19 protein-coding genes and 1 pseudogene are annotated in these 19,116 nt (G+C 70.4%); 13 read left to right on the top strand and 7 right to left on the bottom strand.

The window, feature by feature from the left end; all coding sequences use genetic code 11:
* Positions 1-50 precede the first annotated feature (50 nt).
* Positions 51-1,139 carry a nicotinate-nucleotide--dimethylbenzimidazole phosphoribosyltransferase gene (gene cobT, locus ACQP1K_RS08060; RefSeq protein ID WP_433500248.1) on the bottom strand — a complete coding sequence of 363 codons (1,089 nt, stop codon included), beginning with the start codon at positions 1,137-1,139 and terminating at the stop codon, positions 51-53.
* 124 nt (positions 1,140-1,263) lie between these two features.
* Entirely contained in the window at positions 1,264-2,241 is a 978-nt protein-coding gene (locus ACQP1K_RS08055; protein ID WP_433500247.1) for a sirohydrochlorin chelatase, read from the bottom strand.
* Positions 2,242-2,628: 387 nt separating this feature from the next.
* On the opposite strand from ACQP1K_RS08055, the gene ACQP1K_RS08050 reads away from it, so the two are divergent.
* Both ACQP1K_RS08050 and ACQP1K_RS08045 read left to right on the top strand, forming a co-directional pair.
* Entirely contained in the window at positions 2,629-3,048 is a 420-nt protein-coding gene (locus ACQP1K_RS08050; protein WP_433500246.1) for a DUF2795 domain-containing protein, read from the top strand.
* Between the two features lie 11 nt (positions 3,049-3,059).
* The gene (locus ACQP1K_RS08045; protein WP_433500245.1) at positions 3,060-4,130 is read left to right on the top strand and encodes a Vms1/Ankzf1 family peptidyl-tRNA hydrolase; all 1,071 of its coding nucleotides are present in this window, start codon (positions 3,060-3,062) and stop codon (positions 4,128-4,130) included.
* A 185-nt stretch (positions 4,131-4,315) separates the two neighbouring features.
* Here the strand turns inward: ACQP1K_RS08045 and ACQP1K_RS08040 are convergent, their stop codons facing one another.
* The gene (locus ACQP1K_RS08040; protein ID WP_433500244.1) at positions 4,316-5,284 is read right to left on the bottom strand and encodes a DMT family transporter; all 969 of its coding nucleotides are present in this window, start codon (positions 5,282-5,284) and stop codon (positions 4,316-4,318) included.
* Between the two features lie 226 nt (positions 5,285-5,510).
* Between ACQP1K_RS08040 and ACQP1K_RS08035 the strand changes: the two are divergent.
* A pseudogene (locus tag ACQP1K_RS08035) lies at positions 5,511-6,113 on the top strand (hypothetical protein); the annotation flags it as partial.
* A gap of 227 nt (positions 6,114-6,340) precedes the next feature.
* Here the strand turns inward: ACQP1K_RS08035 and ACQP1K_RS08030 are convergent.
* Positions 6,341-9,886 carry a DNA polymerase III subunit alpha gene (locus tag ACQP1K_RS08030; protein ID WP_433500243.1) on the bottom strand — a complete coding sequence of 1,182 codons (3,546 nt, stop codon included), beginning with the start codon at positions 9,884-9,886 and terminating at the stop codon, positions 6,341-6,343.
* 40 nt (positions 9,887-9,926) lie between these two features.
* Positions 9,927-10,193: a DUF6504 family protein gene (locus ACQP1K_RS08025; protein WP_433500242.1), complete on the bottom strand. Its 267-nt coding sequence runs from the start codon at positions 10,191-10,193 to the stop codon at positions 9,927-9,929.
* Between the two features lie 396 nt (positions 10,194-10,589).
* On the opposite strand from ACQP1K_RS08025, the gene ACQP1K_RS08020 reads away from it, so the two are divergent.
* Both ACQP1K_RS08020 and ACQP1K_RS08015 read left to right on the top strand, forming a co-directional pair.
* A complete protein-coding gene (locus ACQP1K_RS08020) occupies positions 10,590-10,805 on the top strand; it encodes an AAA family ATPase (protein ID WP_433500241.1) in 216 nt (71 codons plus the stop codon).
* 37 nt (positions 10,806-10,842) lie between these two features.
* Entirely contained in the window at positions 10,843-12,081 is a 1,239-nt protein-coding gene (locus tag ACQP1K_RS08015; protein ID WP_433500240.1) for a helix-turn-helix domain-containing protein, read from the top strand.
* A 161-nt stretch (positions 12,082-12,242) separates the two neighbouring features.
* On the opposite strand, the gene ACQP1K_RS08010 is transcribed toward ACQP1K_RS08015, so the two are convergent.
* Entirely contained in the window at positions 12,243-12,476 is a 234-nt protein-coding gene (locus tag ACQP1K_RS08010) for a GntR family transcriptional regulator (protein WP_433500239.1), read from the bottom strand.
* Between the two features lie 168 nt (positions 12,477-12,644).
* Between ACQP1K_RS08010 and ACQP1K_RS08005 the strand changes: the two genes are divergently transcribed.
* From ACQP1K_RS08005 to ACQP1K_RS07970, 8 genes are all read left to right on the top strand, one after another.
* Positions 12,645-12,863 carry a hypothetical protein gene (locus tag ACQP1K_RS08005; protein ID WP_433500238.1) on the top strand — a complete coding sequence of 73 codons (219 nt, stop codon included), beginning with the start codon at positions 12,645-12,647 and terminating at the stop codon, positions 12,861-12,863.
* A gap of 109 nt (positions 12,864-12,972) precedes the next feature.
* Positions 12,973-13,161: a hypothetical protein gene (locus tag ACQP1K_RS08000; RefSeq protein WP_433500237.1), complete on the top strand. Its 189-nt coding sequence runs from the start codon at positions 12,973-12,975 to the stop codon at positions 13,159-13,161.
* Positions 13,158-13,463: a hypothetical protein gene (locus tag ACQP1K_RS07995; protein WP_433500236.1), complete on the top strand. Its 306-nt coding sequence runs from the start codon at positions 13,158-13,160 to the stop codon at positions 13,461-13,463. Before ACQP1K_RS08000 ends, ACQP1K_RS07995 begins: the two co-directional genes overlap by 4 nt.
* Before the next feature lie 214 nt (positions 13,464-13,677).
* The gene (locus ACQP1K_RS07990) at positions 13,678-14,526 is read left to right on the top strand and encodes a hypothetical protein (protein WP_433500235.1); all 849 of its coding nucleotides are present in this window, start codon (positions 13,678-13,680) and stop codon (positions 14,524-14,526) included.
* The gene (locus tag ACQP1K_RS07985; protein WP_433500234.1) at positions 14,483-15,940 is read left to right on the top strand and encodes a B12-binding domain-containing radical SAM protein; all 1,458 of its coding nucleotides are present in this window, start codon (positions 14,483-14,485) and stop codon (positions 15,938-15,940) included. Before ACQP1K_RS07990 ends, ACQP1K_RS07985 begins: the two co-directional genes overlap by 44 nt.
* Positions 15,940-16,554, top strand: a complete 615-nt coding sequence (tmk, locus tag ACQP1K_RS07980) for a dTMP kinase (RefSeq protein WP_433500233.1) — start codon at positions 15,940-15,942, stop codon at positions 16,552-16,554. The genes ACQP1K_RS07985 and tmk overlap by 1 nt, the downstream gene beginning before the upstream one ends.
* Before the next feature lie 11 nt (positions 16,555-16,565).
* Entirely contained in the window at positions 16,566-17,024 is a 459-nt protein-coding gene (locus tag ACQP1K_RS07975; RefSeq protein WP_433500232.1) for an NUDIX hydrolase, read from the top strand.
* 84 nt (positions 17,025-17,108) lie between these two features.
* Positions 17,109-17,276 (top strand): hypothetical protein, encoded by a 168-nt coding sequence (locus ACQP1K_RS07970; RefSeq protein WP_433500231.1) that lies wholly within the window; start codon positions 17,109-17,111, stop codon positions 17,274-17,276.
* 405 nt (positions 17,277-17,681) lie between these two features.
* Here ACQP1K_RS07970 and ACQP1K_RS07965 read toward each other — a convergent pair whose 3' ends face one another.
* Positions 17,682-19,025, bottom strand: a complete 1,344-nt coding sequence (locus tag ACQP1K_RS07965) for a KamA family radical SAM protein (RefSeq protein ID WP_433500230.1) — start codon at positions 19,023-19,025, stop codon at positions 17,682-17,684.
* Positions 19,026-19,116 lie beyond the last annotated feature (91 nt).

The raw sequence follows: 19,116 nt of genomic DNA, 5'->3' as shown, positions 1-19,116 counted from the left end.
GACGACGACACCGCCCGCGGCGCCGTCGTCCGGGCCCGATCCATGGTGGCTCACGCGTTCTTCTCCGCCACACCGGCCGCGTCGAAGGTGGCGACCTCGTGCATGACCCGCGCGGCGGCGGCGACCAGCGGGTGGGCGAGCAGACCGCCCGTGCCCTCGCCGAGACGCAGCTCCAGATCCACCAGGGGACGCAGGCCGAGGTGCGCCAGCGCGGCGGCGTGGCCGGGCTCGGCCGACCGGTGACCCGCGATGCAGTAGCCGACGACGTCCGGCGCCAGCGCCGCTGCGGCCAGCGCGGCCGACCCCGCGATCACCCCGTCGAGGATGACCGGCACCCGCTCGGCCGCGGCGCCGAGGAGGAACCCGGCGATCGCAGCGTGTTCCAGGCCGCCCACCGCGGCGAGCACCCGAAGCGCGGCCTCAGGTCCCCCCTCCTGCCCGGCCGCCGCGGCGGGGATTCCGTTGGCCAGCAGCGCCCGCCGTACCACCTCGATCTTGTGCCGGTGGGTGGCGTCGTCGACGCCGGTCCCCCGGCCGGTCGCCGACTCGGGATCCCGACCGGCGAACGCGCAGATCAGGGCGGCCGAGGCGGTGGTGTTCGCGATCCCCATGTCACCGGTGATCAGGCAGCGGTGACCGGCCGCCACCAGCTCGCGGGCGACCTCGGTCCCGGCCATGAGGGCCTGCCTGACCTGCTCGGCCGTCATCGCGGGTCCGCTGGACAGGTCGGCCGTGCCGTACGCGATCTTGCGGGAGATCAGGCCCGGCGCCGGCGGCAGGTCGGCGGCCACGCCCACGTCCACGACGGTGACCGCGGCGCCCACCTGCGCCGCGAACGCGTTGGCCACCGCTCCGCCCGCTGTGAAGTTGGCCACCATCTGGGCGGTGACCTCCTGCGGCCAGGGCGAGACTCCCCGGGCGTGCACCCCGTGGTCGGCGGCGAAGATGGCGAGCGCGACCGGCGCAGGCAGCGGAGGCGGGCACGCGGCCGCGATGCCGGCCAGCCGTACCGCGACGTCCTCCAGCGCCCCGAGGGAGCCGCGCGGCTTGGTGAGGCGGTCCTGGTGCGCCCGTGCCTCCGCCATCGCCTCCAGGTCGATCGGCCGGATGGCCGAGATCGTCTCATCGATCGACGTCATCGCTCATACTCCTCGTCGCGGCCTCAAAACGGTCTCGAACAGGCTCGGCACGGTCTCGAACGGGCTCGGCACGGTCTCGCCGCGTTCGCGGAACAGGATCGGCGCGACCGTCCGCCGGGCCCGCTCAGACGACGCTGGCGACGCCGGGCCGAGGCATCGGCTCCGATCGGATCTCCGTCTCGATCTCATGGTCGATCTTCGAGCCGGCCCCGGCGCCGATCTCCGTGTCGAGCTTGGCGTCGATCTCAGTGTCGGGCACGGTTTCGATCTCGTCGAACGCGTTCCTGCGGTCCGCGGACGGCAGGCCGACCCCGGCGAGCGCCTCCTCGTACCGATCGATGACGACGTCGGCGAGGCCCTCGCAGTCGCCGATCACCTCGGCGCACCGGATGTCGAGGCCCTCGTGATTGGCGCCGTAGGCCAGCGCCTGAGCCCAGATCCGCTCGAGCACGGCACCGGCGAACAGGACGTAGGGCAAGACGATGACCCGCTTGGCACCGAGCCTGCGGCACCGCTCCAGACCACCGGGCACGCCGGGACGGCTGTGCGACACATAGGCCGTCTCCACCGTGAGCAGGTCGCCGGCGTGGGTCTCCCAGAAGAGCCGGGACACCCGGTGGACCTCGGCGTTCACGGCGGGGTCTGTCGAGCCGTGACCGACCAGCACGACCGCGGTCTCGGCCGGTGTGATCTCCTCCGGTGCTTCCTCGGTCACGAACCTCGGCATCTCCGCGCGGGCGTCCGCGAGCCGTTCCGCGAGCAGTTCGAGCACCCGGGGATCGGGGCCGAGGGGGCGGCCGAGATCGTATTCGAGGGTGGGGTGCCGCTCCTGCTCCAGCGCCAGCGTGCCTGGAATGTCGCCGAGGGCGTGCCGGTCGCCGGTGAGGCTCAGCGGCACCGCGATCACATGATGGTGACCCCGGGTGACCAGAGACGAGATGGAGTCGCTGAGCGGCGGGCGCGCCTTCGTGATGAAGCCGCCGCTGACCTCGGCGGGAAGCCCGTCGAGCCGGCAGCGGAGCCGATGAACGAATCGGCCGAACTCGGCCACGCCGGTCTCATCGTGTGTGCCATGGCCGATGAGCAGCAGCGGCGGTTTCATCTACCTGATCTCCCATGCCTTGGACCTGCGGGTAGCCGTCGTCCCGGCTCGCGAGGATAGCCTTCCGCGCCCAATCATGGGGTCCGCTTGACCGTACGGCACAGACCGTGGAGCAATTCTTTACCAATTGTCATGAAAACTCCCCCTTTAGCACCCCGAACAGTACGGCATCCGCCCACCGGAAGGGCCTGCCGCAGGACACCCTCCCGGCGGAGGCCGTCCGCCTCGCATCCGCCCGGACGGCGTGGTTCCCGATCGCGACCCGCGGGTGCGCACCCACCGCCCGCCGGGGATCGGATGCGGCGCGCCGGCCGGGGCACACGCCATGTTTGGCGCGGTCGCCACGGGTACGAGGCACGACAGTGACCCTAATCGGGAGGTGAGGTCATGAGTATCCAACGCGGGAGCGCCAAGCACGGTCCACGCCTCGACGATGAGCAGAAGCACGAGACGGAGGGCCTCGTACGCGGATCGGGTTCGAGTCATGCGCAGGAGTGGAAGGAACCCGAGCCCTCTCATGTGCCCGAGAAGGACCTCGAGTCCCGGAGCTACTCGCCGCGGCACGAGCCCGGAACGCCCCACGGGATCACCCCCGTCGACGTGGAGCGCCGGAGCAACCTCGCCAAGTGGCTGAGCGACGCCGGCTACCCGGCCGATCAGAGCAGGCTTCTGGCGCACGCCGAGGGCAGGAACGCCCCGGACGCTGTGATCGAGGCGGTACGCCGGCTGCCCGAGCATTTCAGGTTCCACAACGTCGCCGAGGTCGCCGAGGCCCTCGGGCTCGGGATCGAACGTCGGCGCTGGTGACAGGAGGGGCGTTGAGACTCGACTTCATCCGGCCGCTGTACGACCGGCCGGGACCGTACGCCTCTGTCTATCTCGACACGGAACGGTCGAACGAGGGACAGGCCAACGTGGTCCAGCGACGGTGGGCCATGCTCAGGGACCGGCTCGCGGCTGCCGGGGCCCCGGCACGTGTGCTGGATCCGATCGGCGAACTGGTGCTGGATCCCTGGATGGTCGCGCCCGGCCGGGTCGTCTTCGCTGCGGGTGACGAGATCGTGTTCCACCATCCCCTCTCCGCACCGCCACGCCGGCAGACCGCGCGCTGGTCGCCGCTTCCCCACGTGGTCCCGTTGCTGGCCCAGCGCGGCGAGCCCGTGCCGCACATCCGGGTGCTGGCCGATCGCATGGGCGCGGAACTGACCGTCTTCAGGAACGGATCCCGGCGGACGGAGACCGTGGAGGCCGTGGAGGAGTGGCCGATCCAGAAGACCGGGCATGGCGGCTGGTCGCAGACCCGCTACGAGCGCGATGTCGAGGAGGTCTGGCGGCGCAACGCGGTCGCGGTCGCCGAGGTGGTGGACAAGGAGACCCAGGGCTCCGCCGCGGAGGTCGTGGTGCTGGGCGGCGACCCGAGAGCGCGCGGGCTCGTACTGGAATGTCTCTGCAAGGACACCGCCAGGAAGGTCACGACGTCCGAGCACGGCAGCCGGGCGGCCGGAGCCGACCTGCGGAACTTCGAGGCCGACGTGCAACGTGCGTGTGCGGCGTGGGTCGAGCGATGCCGGACCGCGCTGCTCGAGGCGCATGCGGCGGGGCCGTACGCGATCGGGCTGCAGGAGACGGCCCGGGCGCTGCGCGACGCACGGGTGCGTACGCTGCTGCTGCACGACGACCCGTCGTCGACGGCCACGATGTGGGTGGGGCCGGAGCCGACGCAGCTGTCCACGGACCGGGCCGAGTTGTCGGCCTGGGGGGTCGCCGAGCCGTTCGAGGAGCGGGTCGACTCCGCGCTTGCGCGGGCCGTCGCCGGGACGGACGCCGACTTCTGGTTCGTCGACCATCTCCCGTCGCCCGACGGAATAGGGGCCGTCCTGCGTTTCTGACCGTCTCCCGGCTCCGGCTCCGGCTCCGGCTCCGGCTCCGGTGATGTCGTAGCGCAAGATCACCAAAGGTATTTCGCCTGCTCACCGGGGATGTCTGCGAGTTTCTGCAAGATCACGGATGGGGAACAGGCAGGTCGGCGGGCAACCGTGCGAGCATTCGCAAGATCACGGGGATGGTGGGGGTCTCAGTGGGGCTCCGGCACGACCCCGGCGGGCGGATCGTCCGCGATCTCCAGCCCGGCCGGCGGATCGTCCGCGATCTCCAGCCCGGCCGGATCGGCCACGGTCTCGACCTCGGCCGGCCGCTCGCGGCCGGCGGCCATCACCGAGCCGCCGACGATCAGCACGGAGGCGACGAGCATGTTGAGTGTGACGGGCTCGCTGAGGACGACGACCCCCGCCAGGACGGCGACGACGGGGTTGATATAGGTGAACACCACCGAGCGGGTGGGCCCGACCTCGCGGATGAGCGCGAAGAACACGATGAACGCCAGCGCCGTGCAGATCAGGGCCAGGCCGGCCAGCGCGGCCAGGACCCGCCCCGGAGGCATGGTCTGCGGCCAGGTCAGCGCCGCCGCAGGGGCGTAGACCAGGGCCGCGAGGGTCAGGCAGACGGCCGTCATCGGCAGTGACGGCACGTCCTTGAGCTTCCGGGCCGCCAGCAGCGGGGCGGTGGCGTACCCGCACGCCGTCAGCAGCAGTTCGACGATCGCCCAGGGATCGCCGCCCCGCAGGTCGGGGCCGACCAGCACGGCGACCCCGGCGAAGCCCAGCGCCAGGCCCGCCAGGCGGGCGGGGGTGAGCCGGTCGCTGTCCCCGATGATCCTGGCGATCACCACGGCGAGGATCGGCGCCGCCGCGATGACCAGGGCCGCCATCGAGCTGGAGACCCTCCGTTCCGCGTCCGACAGCAGCCACCACGGGAGGATGATCTCGATGGCGGCGAAGGCGGCGAGCGGCCGCCAGTGGCGGGCCAGCCCGGCCAGCTGCCCGCCGCGCAGCGCCAGCGGAAGCAGGACGGCGGCGCCGACCGCGGTTCTGGCGAAGATCAGCACGGGGACCGAGACGCTCTCGACCGCGACCTTGATCATGAGGTACGGGACACCCCAGATGAAGCACATCATCACGAACAGCAGCCAGCCCCTGCGGCTCATGCGCCCTCCTCGATCATTGACAGCGAGACAACAGTACGGAAAGACCCCGTTTTGTGAAGAACATTCTTTCGATGGGATCAGGACGTCCACGAAGGTGTGACCTCGGAGAGACACGCCCCCGTACGTGGAGTTCCGGCGCCGCCGAGACCGCGATCCGCACTGATTAGGGACATCGCCCGTGGGATAGGAGTGAGGGAAGTGACGCGCATGCCGGGGGGAGATTCACATGCGGTCCACTTCTTCGGGGGTCCACAGGTCGGCGCGGCTCAGCCGCGCGGCGGCCGGTGTGTACGCGGGCCTGGCGGCCCAGGCCGTGTCCATGGCCGCGCTGGCCGTCTTTGAGGAGACACGGGGGCGGCGGCTGGCCGCCCAGCTCGCGGCGTTCGGCGGTGATCCGGACGCGCCGGAGGCAGGCCGGCTGATCGGAGCCGTGAGCTTCTTCGCAGTCTTGGTAATCGCCGTCGCGGCGGCCACGGCACTGGCCGGATCCGCATACCTGTCCTGGTTGCGGCACGCACGGCCCGGCATTCCCGCGCCGGCGCTGGCCGCCGCGTGGCTGCTGCCCGGGGTCAACCTGGTGATGCCGCCGATCCTCGCCGACCTGGCCTGGCGCGATGCCGTACGCGACAACGGTCTGCGGGCCACGTGGGGACGCGGCGCGCAGCGGCCGCGGTGGCTGCTACTGGTCGGCTGCTGGTGGCTGAGCTGGCTGGGAGCGCTCGGCCTGGTCTTCGCCCGGCCCACGCAGCCGGGGAGAGACCTGACCGGCATCGGCCTGCCCGCACTGGCCGCGGTCGTGGTCGCCGCCGTCCTGTGCGCCGCCACCGTACGCGAGATCACTTCTCTGTACGAGGACCACGAGAGCGGCGACGACGGCCGCGACGGCGGGGGCACGCGGCGGACCGGCACGGGTGGAAACGGCGAGATCGACGGATCCGGGGAGAGCCCTGCTGCCGGCCCGGCCCACCCGGCGCAGGGCCGGGACGATCCCGGGCGGCCTGGCCGGACCCGTCCGCCGGCGCATCGGTCCAGCTATCGCCGGGCCGTACGGAACGGTCACCGGGCGGAGGGGGCCGGACCCGAGCTGCCCGAGCTGGCGTGCCAGAGTCGGCGCTGGGGCTCCTCCGGATGGCGCAGGAACCGCCCCTCCCGCACCCCCGAGACCGGTCCGATGTCGGAGTAGGGCGACAGCCGATAGCCGTTGCCGTACTCGATGGGCCGGCCGCCGACGCCCGCGCCCGCCGCATCCGGCGGGGCGGGCGCCTCGCCGAGCACGGCGCGCACCGCGTCGATGCCGTGATCGCGCCAGATCCGGTCGAGGTCGAGCAGGTTCCAGCAGTGCAGGGCACGCAGCGAGACGGCCCTGCCCCCGGTGCGCCTGACCACGCCACGCGCGACCAGCAGCCACGATCCGAAGACGGTCGCCGCCGTGTGCGCCTGCACGGACTCGAAGAACGTCAGGTCGATCGGGCCGGTGGAGTCGTCCAGCGTAGTGAAGATCACCCGCCGGCCCGACCGTATGGCGGGAGTCTGGGTGGCCACCTTGGCCCCGGCGACCAGGATCTCGGCGCCGTTGCGCCGCAGGAGCAGGTCCCTCGACCGGGTCACGCCGATCGCGTCGAGCAGCTCGTCGTGGAAGGTGATCACGTGGCGGCTGACGTCCATGCCGAGGATCGCGAGCTCCGCCTCGACGGCTTCGGCCTCGCTCATCTCCGGCAGCTCCCCCGGCGCGACCCGTTCGGCGAACACCATGGGCAGTTGTCCCGCCGTTCCCGCGCCTGAGGCCCGATCGAGGGCGCCCACCTGGGCGATCAGGTCCCGCCGGGTGAGCTCGCCCGGGCGCCACCTCGGCTCGCCCGGCCGCAGTCCGTGCAGCGCGTCGAGGCCGCCGACCGCCACGACCCGCTCGGCGACCGGCCGCGACGGGCGGGCACGCTCCCAGAAGTCGGCCAGCGAGGTGTACGGCCGCCCGGCGACCATCCGCTCGACCTCGGCTTCGCTCACCCCCTTCACGACGGAGAACGGCACCCGCAGGCCGTACCCCCGCCCGATCCCGGCGTGCCCGCGGGCGGGGGCCCCGGTCCCGGCGGTCCGTTCGACCCGCCAGGTCCCGCCGGAGCGGTTGACGTCCAGGGGCAGGATGTCGACGCCGCACCGGCGTGCCTCGTCGAGGATCACCCGGCCCGGGTACATGCCGGGCTCGTGGGTGAGCACGCCGGCGAAGAACGCGGCCGCGTGATGCCGCTTCAGCCAGGCCGACTGGTAGGTGGGCAGCGCGAACGCCGCGGCGTGCGCCTTGCAGAACCCGAACCCGCCGAACGCGTCGAGCACCCGCCACGCCCGCTCGACCACATCGGCGGCGAAGCCGTTCTCCCGGGCGAGCGGGACGAACCAGGCCCGCACGGCCTCCCGGCCCTCCGGCGTTCCGAGGGCGCGGCGGGCCTTCTCGGCCTCCGACAGCCCGCACCCGGTCATGACGTCGATGACCCTCAGGACCTGCTCGTGGAAGACGACCACGCCGTGGGTCTCCCTGAGCGGCTCCCGCAGCCTCTCGTGCGGATAGTCCGGCTCGCGGAAGCCGTGTCTGGCCTCCAGGTACGGCGTGACCATGTCGGAGTTGACCGGTCCGGGCCGGAAGAGGGAGATGTCGACGATCAGGTCGTGCATCGTGCGCGGCTCCAGCTTGGCGACCAGCTCCCGCTGGCCGGGCGACTCGATCTGGAAGCAGCCGAGCGTGCGGCCGGCGCCGATCAGGTCGTAGGTGTCGCGGTCGTCGCGTGGGACGGCGTCCAGGTCGATCTTCCGGTCGTCGACCCGTTCGATCTCCCTGAGGGAGCAGGCCATCGCCGACTGCATCCGCACACCGAGCACGTCGAGCTTGAGCAGGCCGGCCGCCTCGACGTCGTCCTTGTCGAACTGCGACATCGGGAAGTCCAGCATGCTGCGCTCCACGGGGGTGTGATCACGGAGCGAGGAGTTGCCGATCAGCACACCGCACGGGTGCAGCGCGATGTGCCTGGGCAGCCCGTCGAGCCGCTCGGCCAGCCGGAACACGGTCTGCAGCGACCGGTCGTTCAGCCCGCTGTCACGCAGCTCGGGCAGGTCGGACAGCGCGGCGCGGATCTGCCCGGCACGGACGTGCGGGAACGCCTTGGCGATGGCGTCAATCTCGTGCGGGGGCAGGCCCATGGCGGCCCCGACGTCCCGGATGGCGCTGCGAGCCCGATAGGTCTCCATCATCGAGACGCAGGCCACACCGGCCTCGCCGTACCGGCCGAGGATCGCGCGATAGCAGTCGAGACGGCGTGCGGACTCCACGTCGACGTCGATGTCCGGCAGGCCGCGGCGTCCCTCGGACAGGAAACGCTCCATCAGCAGGCCGTGTTCGAGCGGGTTCACGTCGCTGATGCCGATCAGGTGGTTGACCAGGCTGCCCGCTCCGGAGCCGCGGATGGCGCAGCGGACGCCCATCGAGCGGATCACATCCGTGATGTCCGCGACGGTGATGAAATATCCGGACAAGCGCTTCTTCTCGATGATCGCCAGTTCGGCGGCGAGCCGGTGCCGCGCGTCCGCCGTGCGGTCCAGGCCCCGGCGGTTCAGGCCGTCCTCGCAGCGGCGGCGCAGCACCGGCACCGGGTCTTCGCCGATCTCGGGCAGGTGGAGCCGGGGATCCTCGGCGTCGAGGAGTGGGACGATCTCGAGGGGGTCGAGCGCGCACCGCTCGGCGACCCGCCGCGTCTGCGCCAGCAGCCGCTCGGCCAGGTCGAGGTCGCCGCCGCAGATCCGGACGGCCACCCGTGCCATCTCACGGCCGTCCTTGAGGTAGGCGTGCGCGGTGGGATGCTCGACGTGCCTCGGGTGGAGCGGCACGAGCCGGCGCGCCGCGTCGAGCACGTCGCCGACCTGGTGGTCGGCCGCGTGCAGGTGGCGGACCTCGTTGGTCAGCACGGCGGGCACGCCCATCGAGCGGGCCAGGCCGAGCATGCGGGTCGCGGTGTTCGTGTCGCGGTAGCCGTACAGGTCGGTCACCTCGACCACGACGTCGGGCACGGCCGAGCGCCAGGCCTCCAGCAGCGCGCGTGCCCGGTCGTCGCGGCGTTCCGCCACCGCACGGCCGACGTCGGAGCGGGGGCCGAGCAGCACCGTGAGCCGCGGCCCGCCGCCCGTGCTCGCGGCGTGTTCCGCCACCATCTCCGGCGTGACGTACGGCTCGCCGCGCTCCCCCGCCTGATGGGCTGCCGTGACCAGCCGGCACAGCGGCGCCCAGCCGTCGGAGCGGGCCAGCACGACGACCCGGGGCGGCTCGCCGTGCCCGGCCGGCCCGGCGCGTCTCCCCCGGGCCGCGCCGTGCACCCCGCGGTCCGCGGCGTGTACGGCATGGCCGTCGCTGAGGACGAGGTCGACACCGACGATCGGGGCGATGCCCCTGTCGTGACACGCCTGGACGTGCTTGATCGCGCCGTAGAGGCCGTCGCGGTCCGTCAGCGCGAGCATGTCCATGCCATGCTCGGCCGCCCGCCCCGCGAGGGCGTCCGGAAATGCGGTGCCGTACCTGAGAGAGTAGGCAGAGGCCGTGTGCAGGTGGATGAAGGGGGCCATCAGGGCCCTCCCACCTCGTCTCGAGACCGGAACGTTCCCATCAGTCCCATGCCCTCAACAGGAGCCAATCACCGCCGGCGGTGTCGAAACGCAGCTCGTAGGTCCCGCTCTCCCGGCCGGTGGCGGCCACCAGCCGCCAGAAACGCCGCTCACCGGGGTCGCTATCGGAGGTCTTCCACCACTCGCGGGCGACCACCCAGTGGTCCTGCACCTCACGGACGGCGTAGAGCCGATCACGCCAGACGAACTGGACGGGCTGCCCGTCCCTGATCCACACCTCGATCGGATCGCCGTAAAGCCTGCTCAAGACCCTTCTCCCTGTGGCTCCGGGCCACCCGGGGGAAGGCGGGCGGATCGACCGGCGAACTCGCTCGCCGCTACCTCGAACATACGTTCCCAGCAGCTCGAACGCAAGTCGTCACATCGCGAGGCCGGGCCGGCGTCTCGGCCGGTTCACGACACTCTCAGGGCGAGTTACGGAGAGTTCCGTCGCAGATGGAGACGTGATTGTATTGTCATGTCGTTCTGAACGCAGAGGAGACCGTCATGTTGCTGCGATTCCGGATCGCCAACCACCGGTCGATCCGCGACGAGCAGACCTTGTCTCTGGTCGCCACGCCCCGGCGCGACGAGCCGCGATGAGAACAACAAGCGGGGTGCACAGCTGATCTTCGCTTCGCACGACACGACCCTGCTGGGCACCATGCTCGACGACGGCCTCCTCGACCGCGACGAGGTCTGGTTCACCGAGAAGGACGACGCCGGCGCGACCAGCCTCTATTCGCTCGCGGAGTTCCGCCCCCGGAAAGACGAGAACATCGAACGCGGCTATCTGCAGGGACCTACAGTGCTGTCCCATATGTCAGCAAGCGCAAGGCGGCTGTCTGAACCCTCGCATGCGATAGGCCCTGCGCCGTAACCTGAGGCTGTCGAGATCGTCAGGAAGGTGCAGGGCCTTGAACGACGCTACCAACGAATCCTCAGAACCGGTACTCACTCTCGGACAGCGCATCCGCTACCTGCGCGAACGACGCGGCATGACCCGCGAAGTCCTCGCCGGTCTCATCGGCAAGAGTGTCTCCTGGGTCAAGCAGGTCGAGCACGGCAAGCTGCAGCAGCAGCCCCGCCTGCCGATCCTACTGCAGCTCGCCGAGGCCCTGCGGGTGGGGGACCTGTCCGAGCTGACCGGGCGGCACGATCAGAGCATGCCAGTGCGGATGTTCACTGGGCCGGGGCATCCTGCTCTCGACGCCGTACGGCACGCTATCAACGCCTCCCCGCTGCAGCCCACCGGGACCGTACAACCGCTCGGCACGCTCCGCACCCGTCTGGATGCCGCCTGGCGTGCCCGGCATGCCTCCCCTGACCATCGGACCGTGCTCGGGAAGGTCCTGCCCGACCTGATCCGCGATGCCCAGCTCGCCGCGACCATGCACCAAGGGGAAGACCGGCGCCGCGCCCAGACGATGCTCGCCGAGGTCTACGGCCTGGCTCAGATGTTTCTGGCCTACCAGCCCGCCCAGGACCTGCTGTGGCGGGTCGCGGACCGGGCGTTACTGTCCGCGCAGGCGTCCGAGGACCCGCTCGCGCTCTCGTGCGCGGTGTGGTTCCTCGGCCAGGCGCACCGGGACGCAGGCGATCCGGAGGCCGCGCAGGAGGTTAACGAGCAGGGAATGGCGGCGCTCCAGCCGCACATGGACTCCGCGGGAGTGGACCTGCGGGCCATGTGGGGCGCGCTCAGCTTCGAGCTTGCGTTCACCGCTGCCCGGCTCGGCGAGGCCGGCGAGGCGTGGCTGCACTGGGAGGAGGCCGCGCACGTCGCCGAGCGGCTACCCGCCGACTACTACCAGCCGTGGACGAGCTTCTCCCAGGTCATCATGCGCCCGCACGCGGTGACCATCGCGGTCGAGCTGCACCAGGGCGGCGAGTCCGCCCGGCAGGCCGAGGGCGCGATGGCCGCGCCGATCCCGTCCCGTCCGCGCCGCGGCCGCCACCTGATCGAGGTGGCGCGGGCGCACCATCTGCAGCGGGATCACGCCGCAGTGCTCGGCACGCTCGAGCTGGCCCAGCAGACGGCTCCCGAGACGATCAAATACAACGGGTACGCCCGCCGTCTCGTCCTGGAGATGACCGAGCTACCGAGTATGCGACGGCAGGCTCACGCGCTCGCCGACAAAATTGGGCTGCTGGCCTGACCGAAACCAAGGGGCAGAAAACCTGCCCCCGTGATCACGGAGCGTTGCCTACGGTGTGCAATATGACGCCAGCCCATTCGGGGGTTGCCTCACGTCGACCTCCACCCGGACCCCGATGGCGACGTGACGGCCACCCGTCTCTACGACGAGCACGGCACGCGCTACCGGGGTGGCAGCACGAACGTCCCCAGGCTGGGAACCAACTTCACCAGCCCGAGATCCCGCAAATTCTGCAGGACGTGCCGGGCCGTGTTGTTCCCCACCCCGTACTCACCCATGATCGCAACGATACTCGGGACCTTATGCCCGGGAGGCCACTCGCCACTACGGATCCGCTGTTCGTAGATCTCGGCGATCTGCTCCCATTTCGGTCGGCCCGGCTCGAATTCGATCACGAGGGTGACCGTATTGGGTCCTGTCAGGCCTGGGCGATCCCGGGCGTGCCTAGACATGCATAGGCACGCCTAGACACGCACGCGCACTGCACGTCACACCATAAAAACGGGCCCGCCGCGGTTTCGCGCACCAGTGACGGGCCCTTGATCACGAGGAAGTCCTGACCCATGGACAACGATAGAGGCACCGCCACCATGGCGGCGATCCCCGGATGGCGAATCATGCGCAGCGACGCCGGACGCCTGTGGGCGTCTCGCGAGCAGCCGTTCCTCGAGGCCGTAGAGAAGGCCGGCGCCGCCCGCACCGTCGACGGCGACACCCCCGACGAACTCGCCACCGCAGTCGCTGCTCAGGAGGACCTCGCCCTCCAGGTCGCAGCCTCATGAGGGCGCTCCGGCCTGGCGGGCTGCGCCGGATCGGGGCCAAGCCGCGCGTCAGGCGGCGCCGTCTGCACGACCGGCACGCCCGCGCCAAGGCCGAGCAGCTGGCCGAGCGGTGGCCGCGCTGCATCGTCATCTACGGCCCCTGGTCTGGTCGCGGAAGTTCTACGCCATGGCATCCTCGCCCGCCCCTGACAGGCTGATGGTCGACGCCCGCACGGCAGAGGAACTGGAGACGCTGATGAAGGAGGCAGAGACGGCGGCGGCCCTCCGCACGCCCACCTCGGAACGGCGGCTCCCATGAGCAGGTGCGGCGGCGCGTCCAGCTTCCCAGGCGACCGCCGCCGCGCCGCAGACCCGCCCCTGACCGGGGTGGTCGTCACCCGCGAGCAGCGGCAGCTCGCCGCGCTCGAGCAGACCTACCCGGCGTGGCGGATCACCCTGCAGGTCAGCCAAATCCGCTGGTGGGCCACCCGGTATCGGCCGCCGACCCTGGCGCAGATCGTCGCCGGGATGGTCGCCAGAGTGGCCCGGCTAACGGGTAAGGGCTTGGCCGCCGCGCTGGCCGTACAAGACGAGCTCACACACCGCACCCGCAGCACCTGAGCTCGCCCCACCGGTCGGCTCGTCCTCCGCCGGCGGGGCACGGGCGGCCCCTGCAGCTGAGGGGCTGAACGGGGCCGCCCATCCACGCCGTCCGCCTGCCATGAGCTCCGGCAGGCGGACGGCCGCCACGGACGTGAGGAGCATCGCAACGTGAACGGCCAGACGTCACATTCCCCTATACCAACCTCACACGTCCCACTACCGTGTCGCGGGCGTGGCCCACCCACCGGGCGCACAGCACAGCGACGACGGCGAACTTGGAGACCAGATGTACATACTCGACCACCCCGGCTGGGACAGCATCGACGGAACATTCATCCGGGCCATGCGCACCGAGGCCGGAACGTGGCTGATCATCGGATCGGGCGACCGGACTCTCATCACTGGATCGGGCTACGCCCCACCCGTGGACACCTACGACCCGGCCACCCTCGACCTCGCGGCACTCCCCCGCGGACTCGGCCGCGCGCTCGGCGCTCTCGGCCTGGTACGGCGATGGCGAAACACGGACCTGTGGGACGCCATCGCGACAGCGATCATCCGGCAGGTCATCCGCGCCGGACAAGCCAAGAAGATGCACCACGCATTCCGGACTGCGGCCGGCCCGCACGCCGCGGCCACCACGCTGATCCCAGCCCCCGAGAAGGTCCTCGCCATGACCCCTGAGCAGTTCGCTGACCTGGGCATGGCGTTCAAACGCCGACCGCTACAGGCGGCAGCCGCCGCCTACCTCGACCACCACGACGAATGGGCTCAGCTACCCGCTGACGTGCTGGTCAAGGCCCTGCAGCAGGTTCCACACATCGGCCCATGGACCGCGGGCGCCGCCGTCGCCGACCACACCGGCGACTACTCGCTCTACCCGTACGCCGACCTGGCCGTACGCACCTGGGCCAGGGCCGCCGACCCGGCCACCGCATGGCCCGCCGACGAGCCCGGCTTCGCCACCGCCTGGCGCCATCTGGCCAGCGTGCACCTGTCCACCCTGACCGTTCTCACCCTCGCGTGGGGAGACCACCATGCTCGAAAACCCCCCATTAGTTCAGGGACCCAGCCCCGCTGACCCACTCGACCTGCTCCTCGTCAACGCCCCCTTGCGTGATTACACCACCCGCCCCCGCGTCAACGACTACACGCTGCCCGTCCTCGGGATGGCCTACATCGCGACCTATGCCGCCGCCTGCGGCTACAACGTCGCCGTCCTGGACGCCGAAGCCCACGGCCTCCCGGTCGCAGACACCATCGCCCTGATCAACCAGGTCGGCCCCCGCTGGGCCGGGTTCAACCTGCTCGCCCCCACCTACGAGATCAGCGCCACGATCGCCGCCGCTCTCGACCCTGGCATCCGCGTCATGGCAGGCGGCCACCACGCCAAGGCCATGCCGGGCCGGATCCTCACCGACCCCCGTATGGCCCGCTGCGACGCGCTCATTCTCGGCGAGGCCGAGACCCGCGTCGTCGAGCTCCTCGCCGACCACCGCAACCGCTCCGACCTCCCAGCGGTGATGTGGCGCGACCCCATCCTCAGCACACCGGTGACCGGAGGCCGCCCCGGCACCGGGCACCACCTGGCACCGGACATCAACACGTTGCCGTTCGTCGACCGCGCCTACCTCTCCCAGGACCCCTACCTGGCGGATGACGGCCGGATCGAGGCGAACATGGTCGGCGCCCGAGGCTGCCCGTACGACTGCTCATTCTGTGGCGCGGCCGTCTCCGCCAACCCCGACGTGACGATCCGGGTCCGTAACGCGCGGAACATCCTCGAGGAGATGCACCGGCTCCGAGACCGGAACGGGGTGAGGGCGTTCCGGTTCGTCGATGACCTGTTTCTTGGTGCCCGCCGGGTCATCGACCAGATGATGACCGCGTTCGCCGCCGAACATGTCGGGGACTGGGCGGCCTGGGACGCGACCGGCCGGATCAACGTGCTACACCGTGCTTCGGACACCACGCTGGACCTGCTCGCAGCGTGCGGGTTGCGGGAGGTCGCGCTCGGCATCGAGTCCGGGTCCGAGCGCATGCTCTCCTACATCGACAAGCGGATCACACCCGAGATGGTGCTCAGCGTCGTCGACCGGCTCACCCGGCGCGGCATCAAGGCCAAGGGGTACTTCATCCTCGGCTTCCCCACCGAGACCAGGGCGGAGATGCAGGCAACCGTGGACCTGATCCACCGCCTGTGGAACCTCACGGACGACCGTGTTGGAACGTTCCGGGCATCCGTTTTCCAGTTCCGGCCCTACCCGGGCACCCCCGAGTGGTCCCGGCTGCTGGCCACCGGCCCCTACACCCCCGAGCAACTCCTCAACTACACCCCCCTCAACCTCAGCGCTGACGACGAGGCACTCCGCGGCCGGGACGAGTTCAACTTCTCCTCTGGCCTGCAGTTCGGCGAGCCGACAGAGACAGAAATCCACGCACACCTGGTCACGCTCGCCCGCGAACAGCACGCCCGCACCCGAGGGAGCCACTGATGTCCGGCTTGTTCGTCGTTCTCGACGGCCCCGGCGGCGCCGGGAAATCCACCCTCGCCCGCATGCTGACCAACCATCTCTCCGACGCCGGCTACCCCGTGCTGGCCACCCGGGAACCCTCCGACGGGCCGCTCGGACAGATCGCCCGCCACCAGACGGAGGCCTTCACCGGCACGGCGCTGGCCTGCCTGGTCGCCGCCGATCGCTACCACCATCTCGCGGCGGAGATTCAGCCCGCCCTCGCCGCCGGGCGACTCGTCGTGTGCGACCGCTACGTCCCATCGTCGTACGTCCTGCAAACTCGCGACGGCGTCCCGCTGGACTACGTCCGCCAGCTCAACGCGCTCGCGCTTCGGCCAGGCCTGGCCGTGCTCGTCACCGCCGACCCGGCCATCCTGGAAGACCGGCTACGACAGCGGGGTGTGCACTCCCGGTTCGAGCACGACGGGTCCAGCGCCACCGAGGTCCGCCTGTACGACGACCTGGCCGACGTATTCGCCGAGGACGGGTTCCCGCTGTACCGGGTGGACACCGGTGACGTTTCACCGCAAGTCGCCGTTGAGCCCATTACCCACCGTATAGCTGGGCTATGGTCACGCCAGCAACAGGAGTAACAGGAGGCCACATGCGGCAGCGGTATCAGGTCACCGTCGATGTCCACGTGATCCTTGAGCACGCCGGCCAGATCCTGCTGTGCCTCCGTCAGGGCACCGGGTACGCCGACGGCCTGTACTGCCTGCCATCCGGGCATCTCGAAGCAGGCGAAACCATCGTCGAGTGCGCGATCCGCGAAGCCCGCGAGGAGATCGGCGTCACCATCGACCCGGTGGACCTGCGGCCGGCCACGGTCGTCCACCACCTGTCTCCCGAGAGCCAGCCCAGGCTGGGCGTGTTCTTCACAGCCACCCGATGGGAGGGTGAGCCGTACAACGCCGAGCCGGGCAAGTGCGGCGGCCTGACGTGGGCGCCGATCGCCGACCTGCCGGACAACACCGTGCCGTACACCGCGGCCGGGCTCGAGCTGTACTGGTCCGGGGTGGGCATCGGGCTGCACGGCTGGACCGAGCTGGCCGGCACCCGGTAGAGCGGTCGCCGCGCTCACGCCGTAAGCGGCCCCGTCCTCTATCTGAGACACCGTTGGCGAAGTAGATCAAAAAGCAGCGGCCCCATGATCACATCTGTGATCATGGGGCCGCTATTGTCGTTCTTGCTCGCGCATGGAGTCGGGGATGTCGCTGCGCTCGGCCAGTTCAGACCGGATCCCGGCGGCCACTTTGGCGGTGGCCCGGGCAGCTTTCCCAAGGGCAGCCTTGCGATCCGTGTCGACGACACGTGAAAACTGGCCCCCCGGCGACGCGCGGGTTCCAGTGTTCGTCGCAACACCCCCGATCATGATGGGTGTGTCGATGGCAGTCCGCGGACCCAAGAGACGACTTGAGCTCAAGTCGGAGTACTGGCGGCTGATCCCGCTGCCTACCGGTCATGCCGCCCGAGCACGTTCGCGACGGCCTGCTCACCATTTTCGCCGGCGTTTCAGAGGATGCACGCTGGACATCGACCTGGGATCAAGGAGCAGAGAATGGCCTTGCACGGCCAGGTGGCACCCCTCTTCCTCGAGGGAGTGTTCGGCGCGGCGGGAGGTGGCAGAGGAGCCTGAAGCCGGCCGCCGTAACGGCGAGCCGGGCCCAGCCGGTCGTTCCGTCGACCGGGCCCGGCCGCGTGAGATCGGGCCGACCGCTCGTCAGGCCGGATCCTCCACGGACCGCAGATGCTCGAAGGGGAATCGGTCGGCGAAGGCGGGCCGGAGGTCGTCCAGCCAGATCGCCTCGGGGTCGTACTTGGCGTAGAAGGGCCGGTTGACCAGGTCGGAGTCCCGGCACTGGATGAAGTGCAGCGCGAAGGCCTTCTCGCCGAACAGCTCCACGACTCCGTCGACGCAGACCTTGCCCGGGGTGGCCGACATGGAGGGGCCGCGTACGGTCCGGGCCAGGCCGGAGACGTTCCGGTAGGCGACCCGGAAGATCTCGTGGGCGCGGGCGAGCGGCACCGCGAAGTAGTCCTGCGGGCCGGTGTCACGCTCGACGAACATGTAGTAGGGGACCATCCCCATGCGGGTCTGCTGCCGCCACATGCTCTCCCAGAGCCCCGGATCGTCGTTGATCGAGCGGATCAGCGGGGCCTGGGTACGGATGATCGCGCCGGTGTCGTGGATCCGGCGCACCGCCTCGGCCACAACCGGGGACTCCAGCTCCCGGGGGTGGGTGAAGTGCGCCATGAAGGCGAGGTTCTTGCCCGACCGCACCACCTTCTCGAACAGGCGGAGCATCTCGTCGGCGTCGGGGTCGGTGACGAACTTGTACGGCCAGTAGGCCAGCGACTTGGTGCCGATCCGGATGGCCTCGAGCTGCTCCAGGTCCAGCAGCGGCTCGATGTACCTGCTCAGCACCGGCGCTCTCATGATCATCGGGTCGCCGCCGGTGAACAGGACGCCGGTGATCTGCGGGTGCGCCAGCAGATACTCCTTCAGCTGGCCGACCTCTTCCGCGGCCATCTTCAGGTCGGGCTCGCCGACGAACTGCGCCCACCGGAAGCAGTAGGTGCAGTACGCGTGGCAGGTCTGCCCCTGCTTGGGGAAGAACAGCGCTGTCTCGTCGTACTTGTGCTGGACGCCGAGCAGTTCCTCGCCCGCGAAGCTGGGCACGTTGAGCTGCAGCTGCCCGGCCGGATGCGGGTTGAGCTTCCTGCGCACCGCCGTGGCCGCGGCGGTCACCTCCCTCGCGGACGCCTCGCGGCGCAGCAGGTCCGCGAGGTGTGCGACGTCCTCACCGGGGAGCATGTCCTCCTGCGGGAAGACCAGCCGGTAGATCGGGTCGTCGGGGGCGGCCCGCCAGTCGATCAACTCGTCGACGACGTAGTTGTTCGTACGGAAGGGCAGCACCGTGGCGACCGCCCGGGCGGCGAACCGCTGGTCGGGGGTCAGGCCGGCACGAGCCAGCAGCTCGTCCAGGTGTCTCGTGGTGAACACACGGAATTTGGGGGACAGGGGCGGTACAGCCGAGGGCGCGGCTTCGTAGGTCAAGGTCACCGTTGGGCGTTCCTAGCGATCAGAAGTAGGGAACTTTCACGATCGCGGCACCTGGAGGGTACCTCGCAATCCCTTCCTATTTGAACAGATG

This window comes from Sphaerimonospora sp. CA-214678, from assembly GCF_050942215.1.
GTDB lineage: Bacteria > Actinomycetota > Actinomycetes > Streptosporangiales > Streptosporangiaceae > Sphaerimonospora.
Note: the sequence above shows the minus strand (reverse complement) of the source record. Positions and strands in the feature narration are given on the sequence as shown.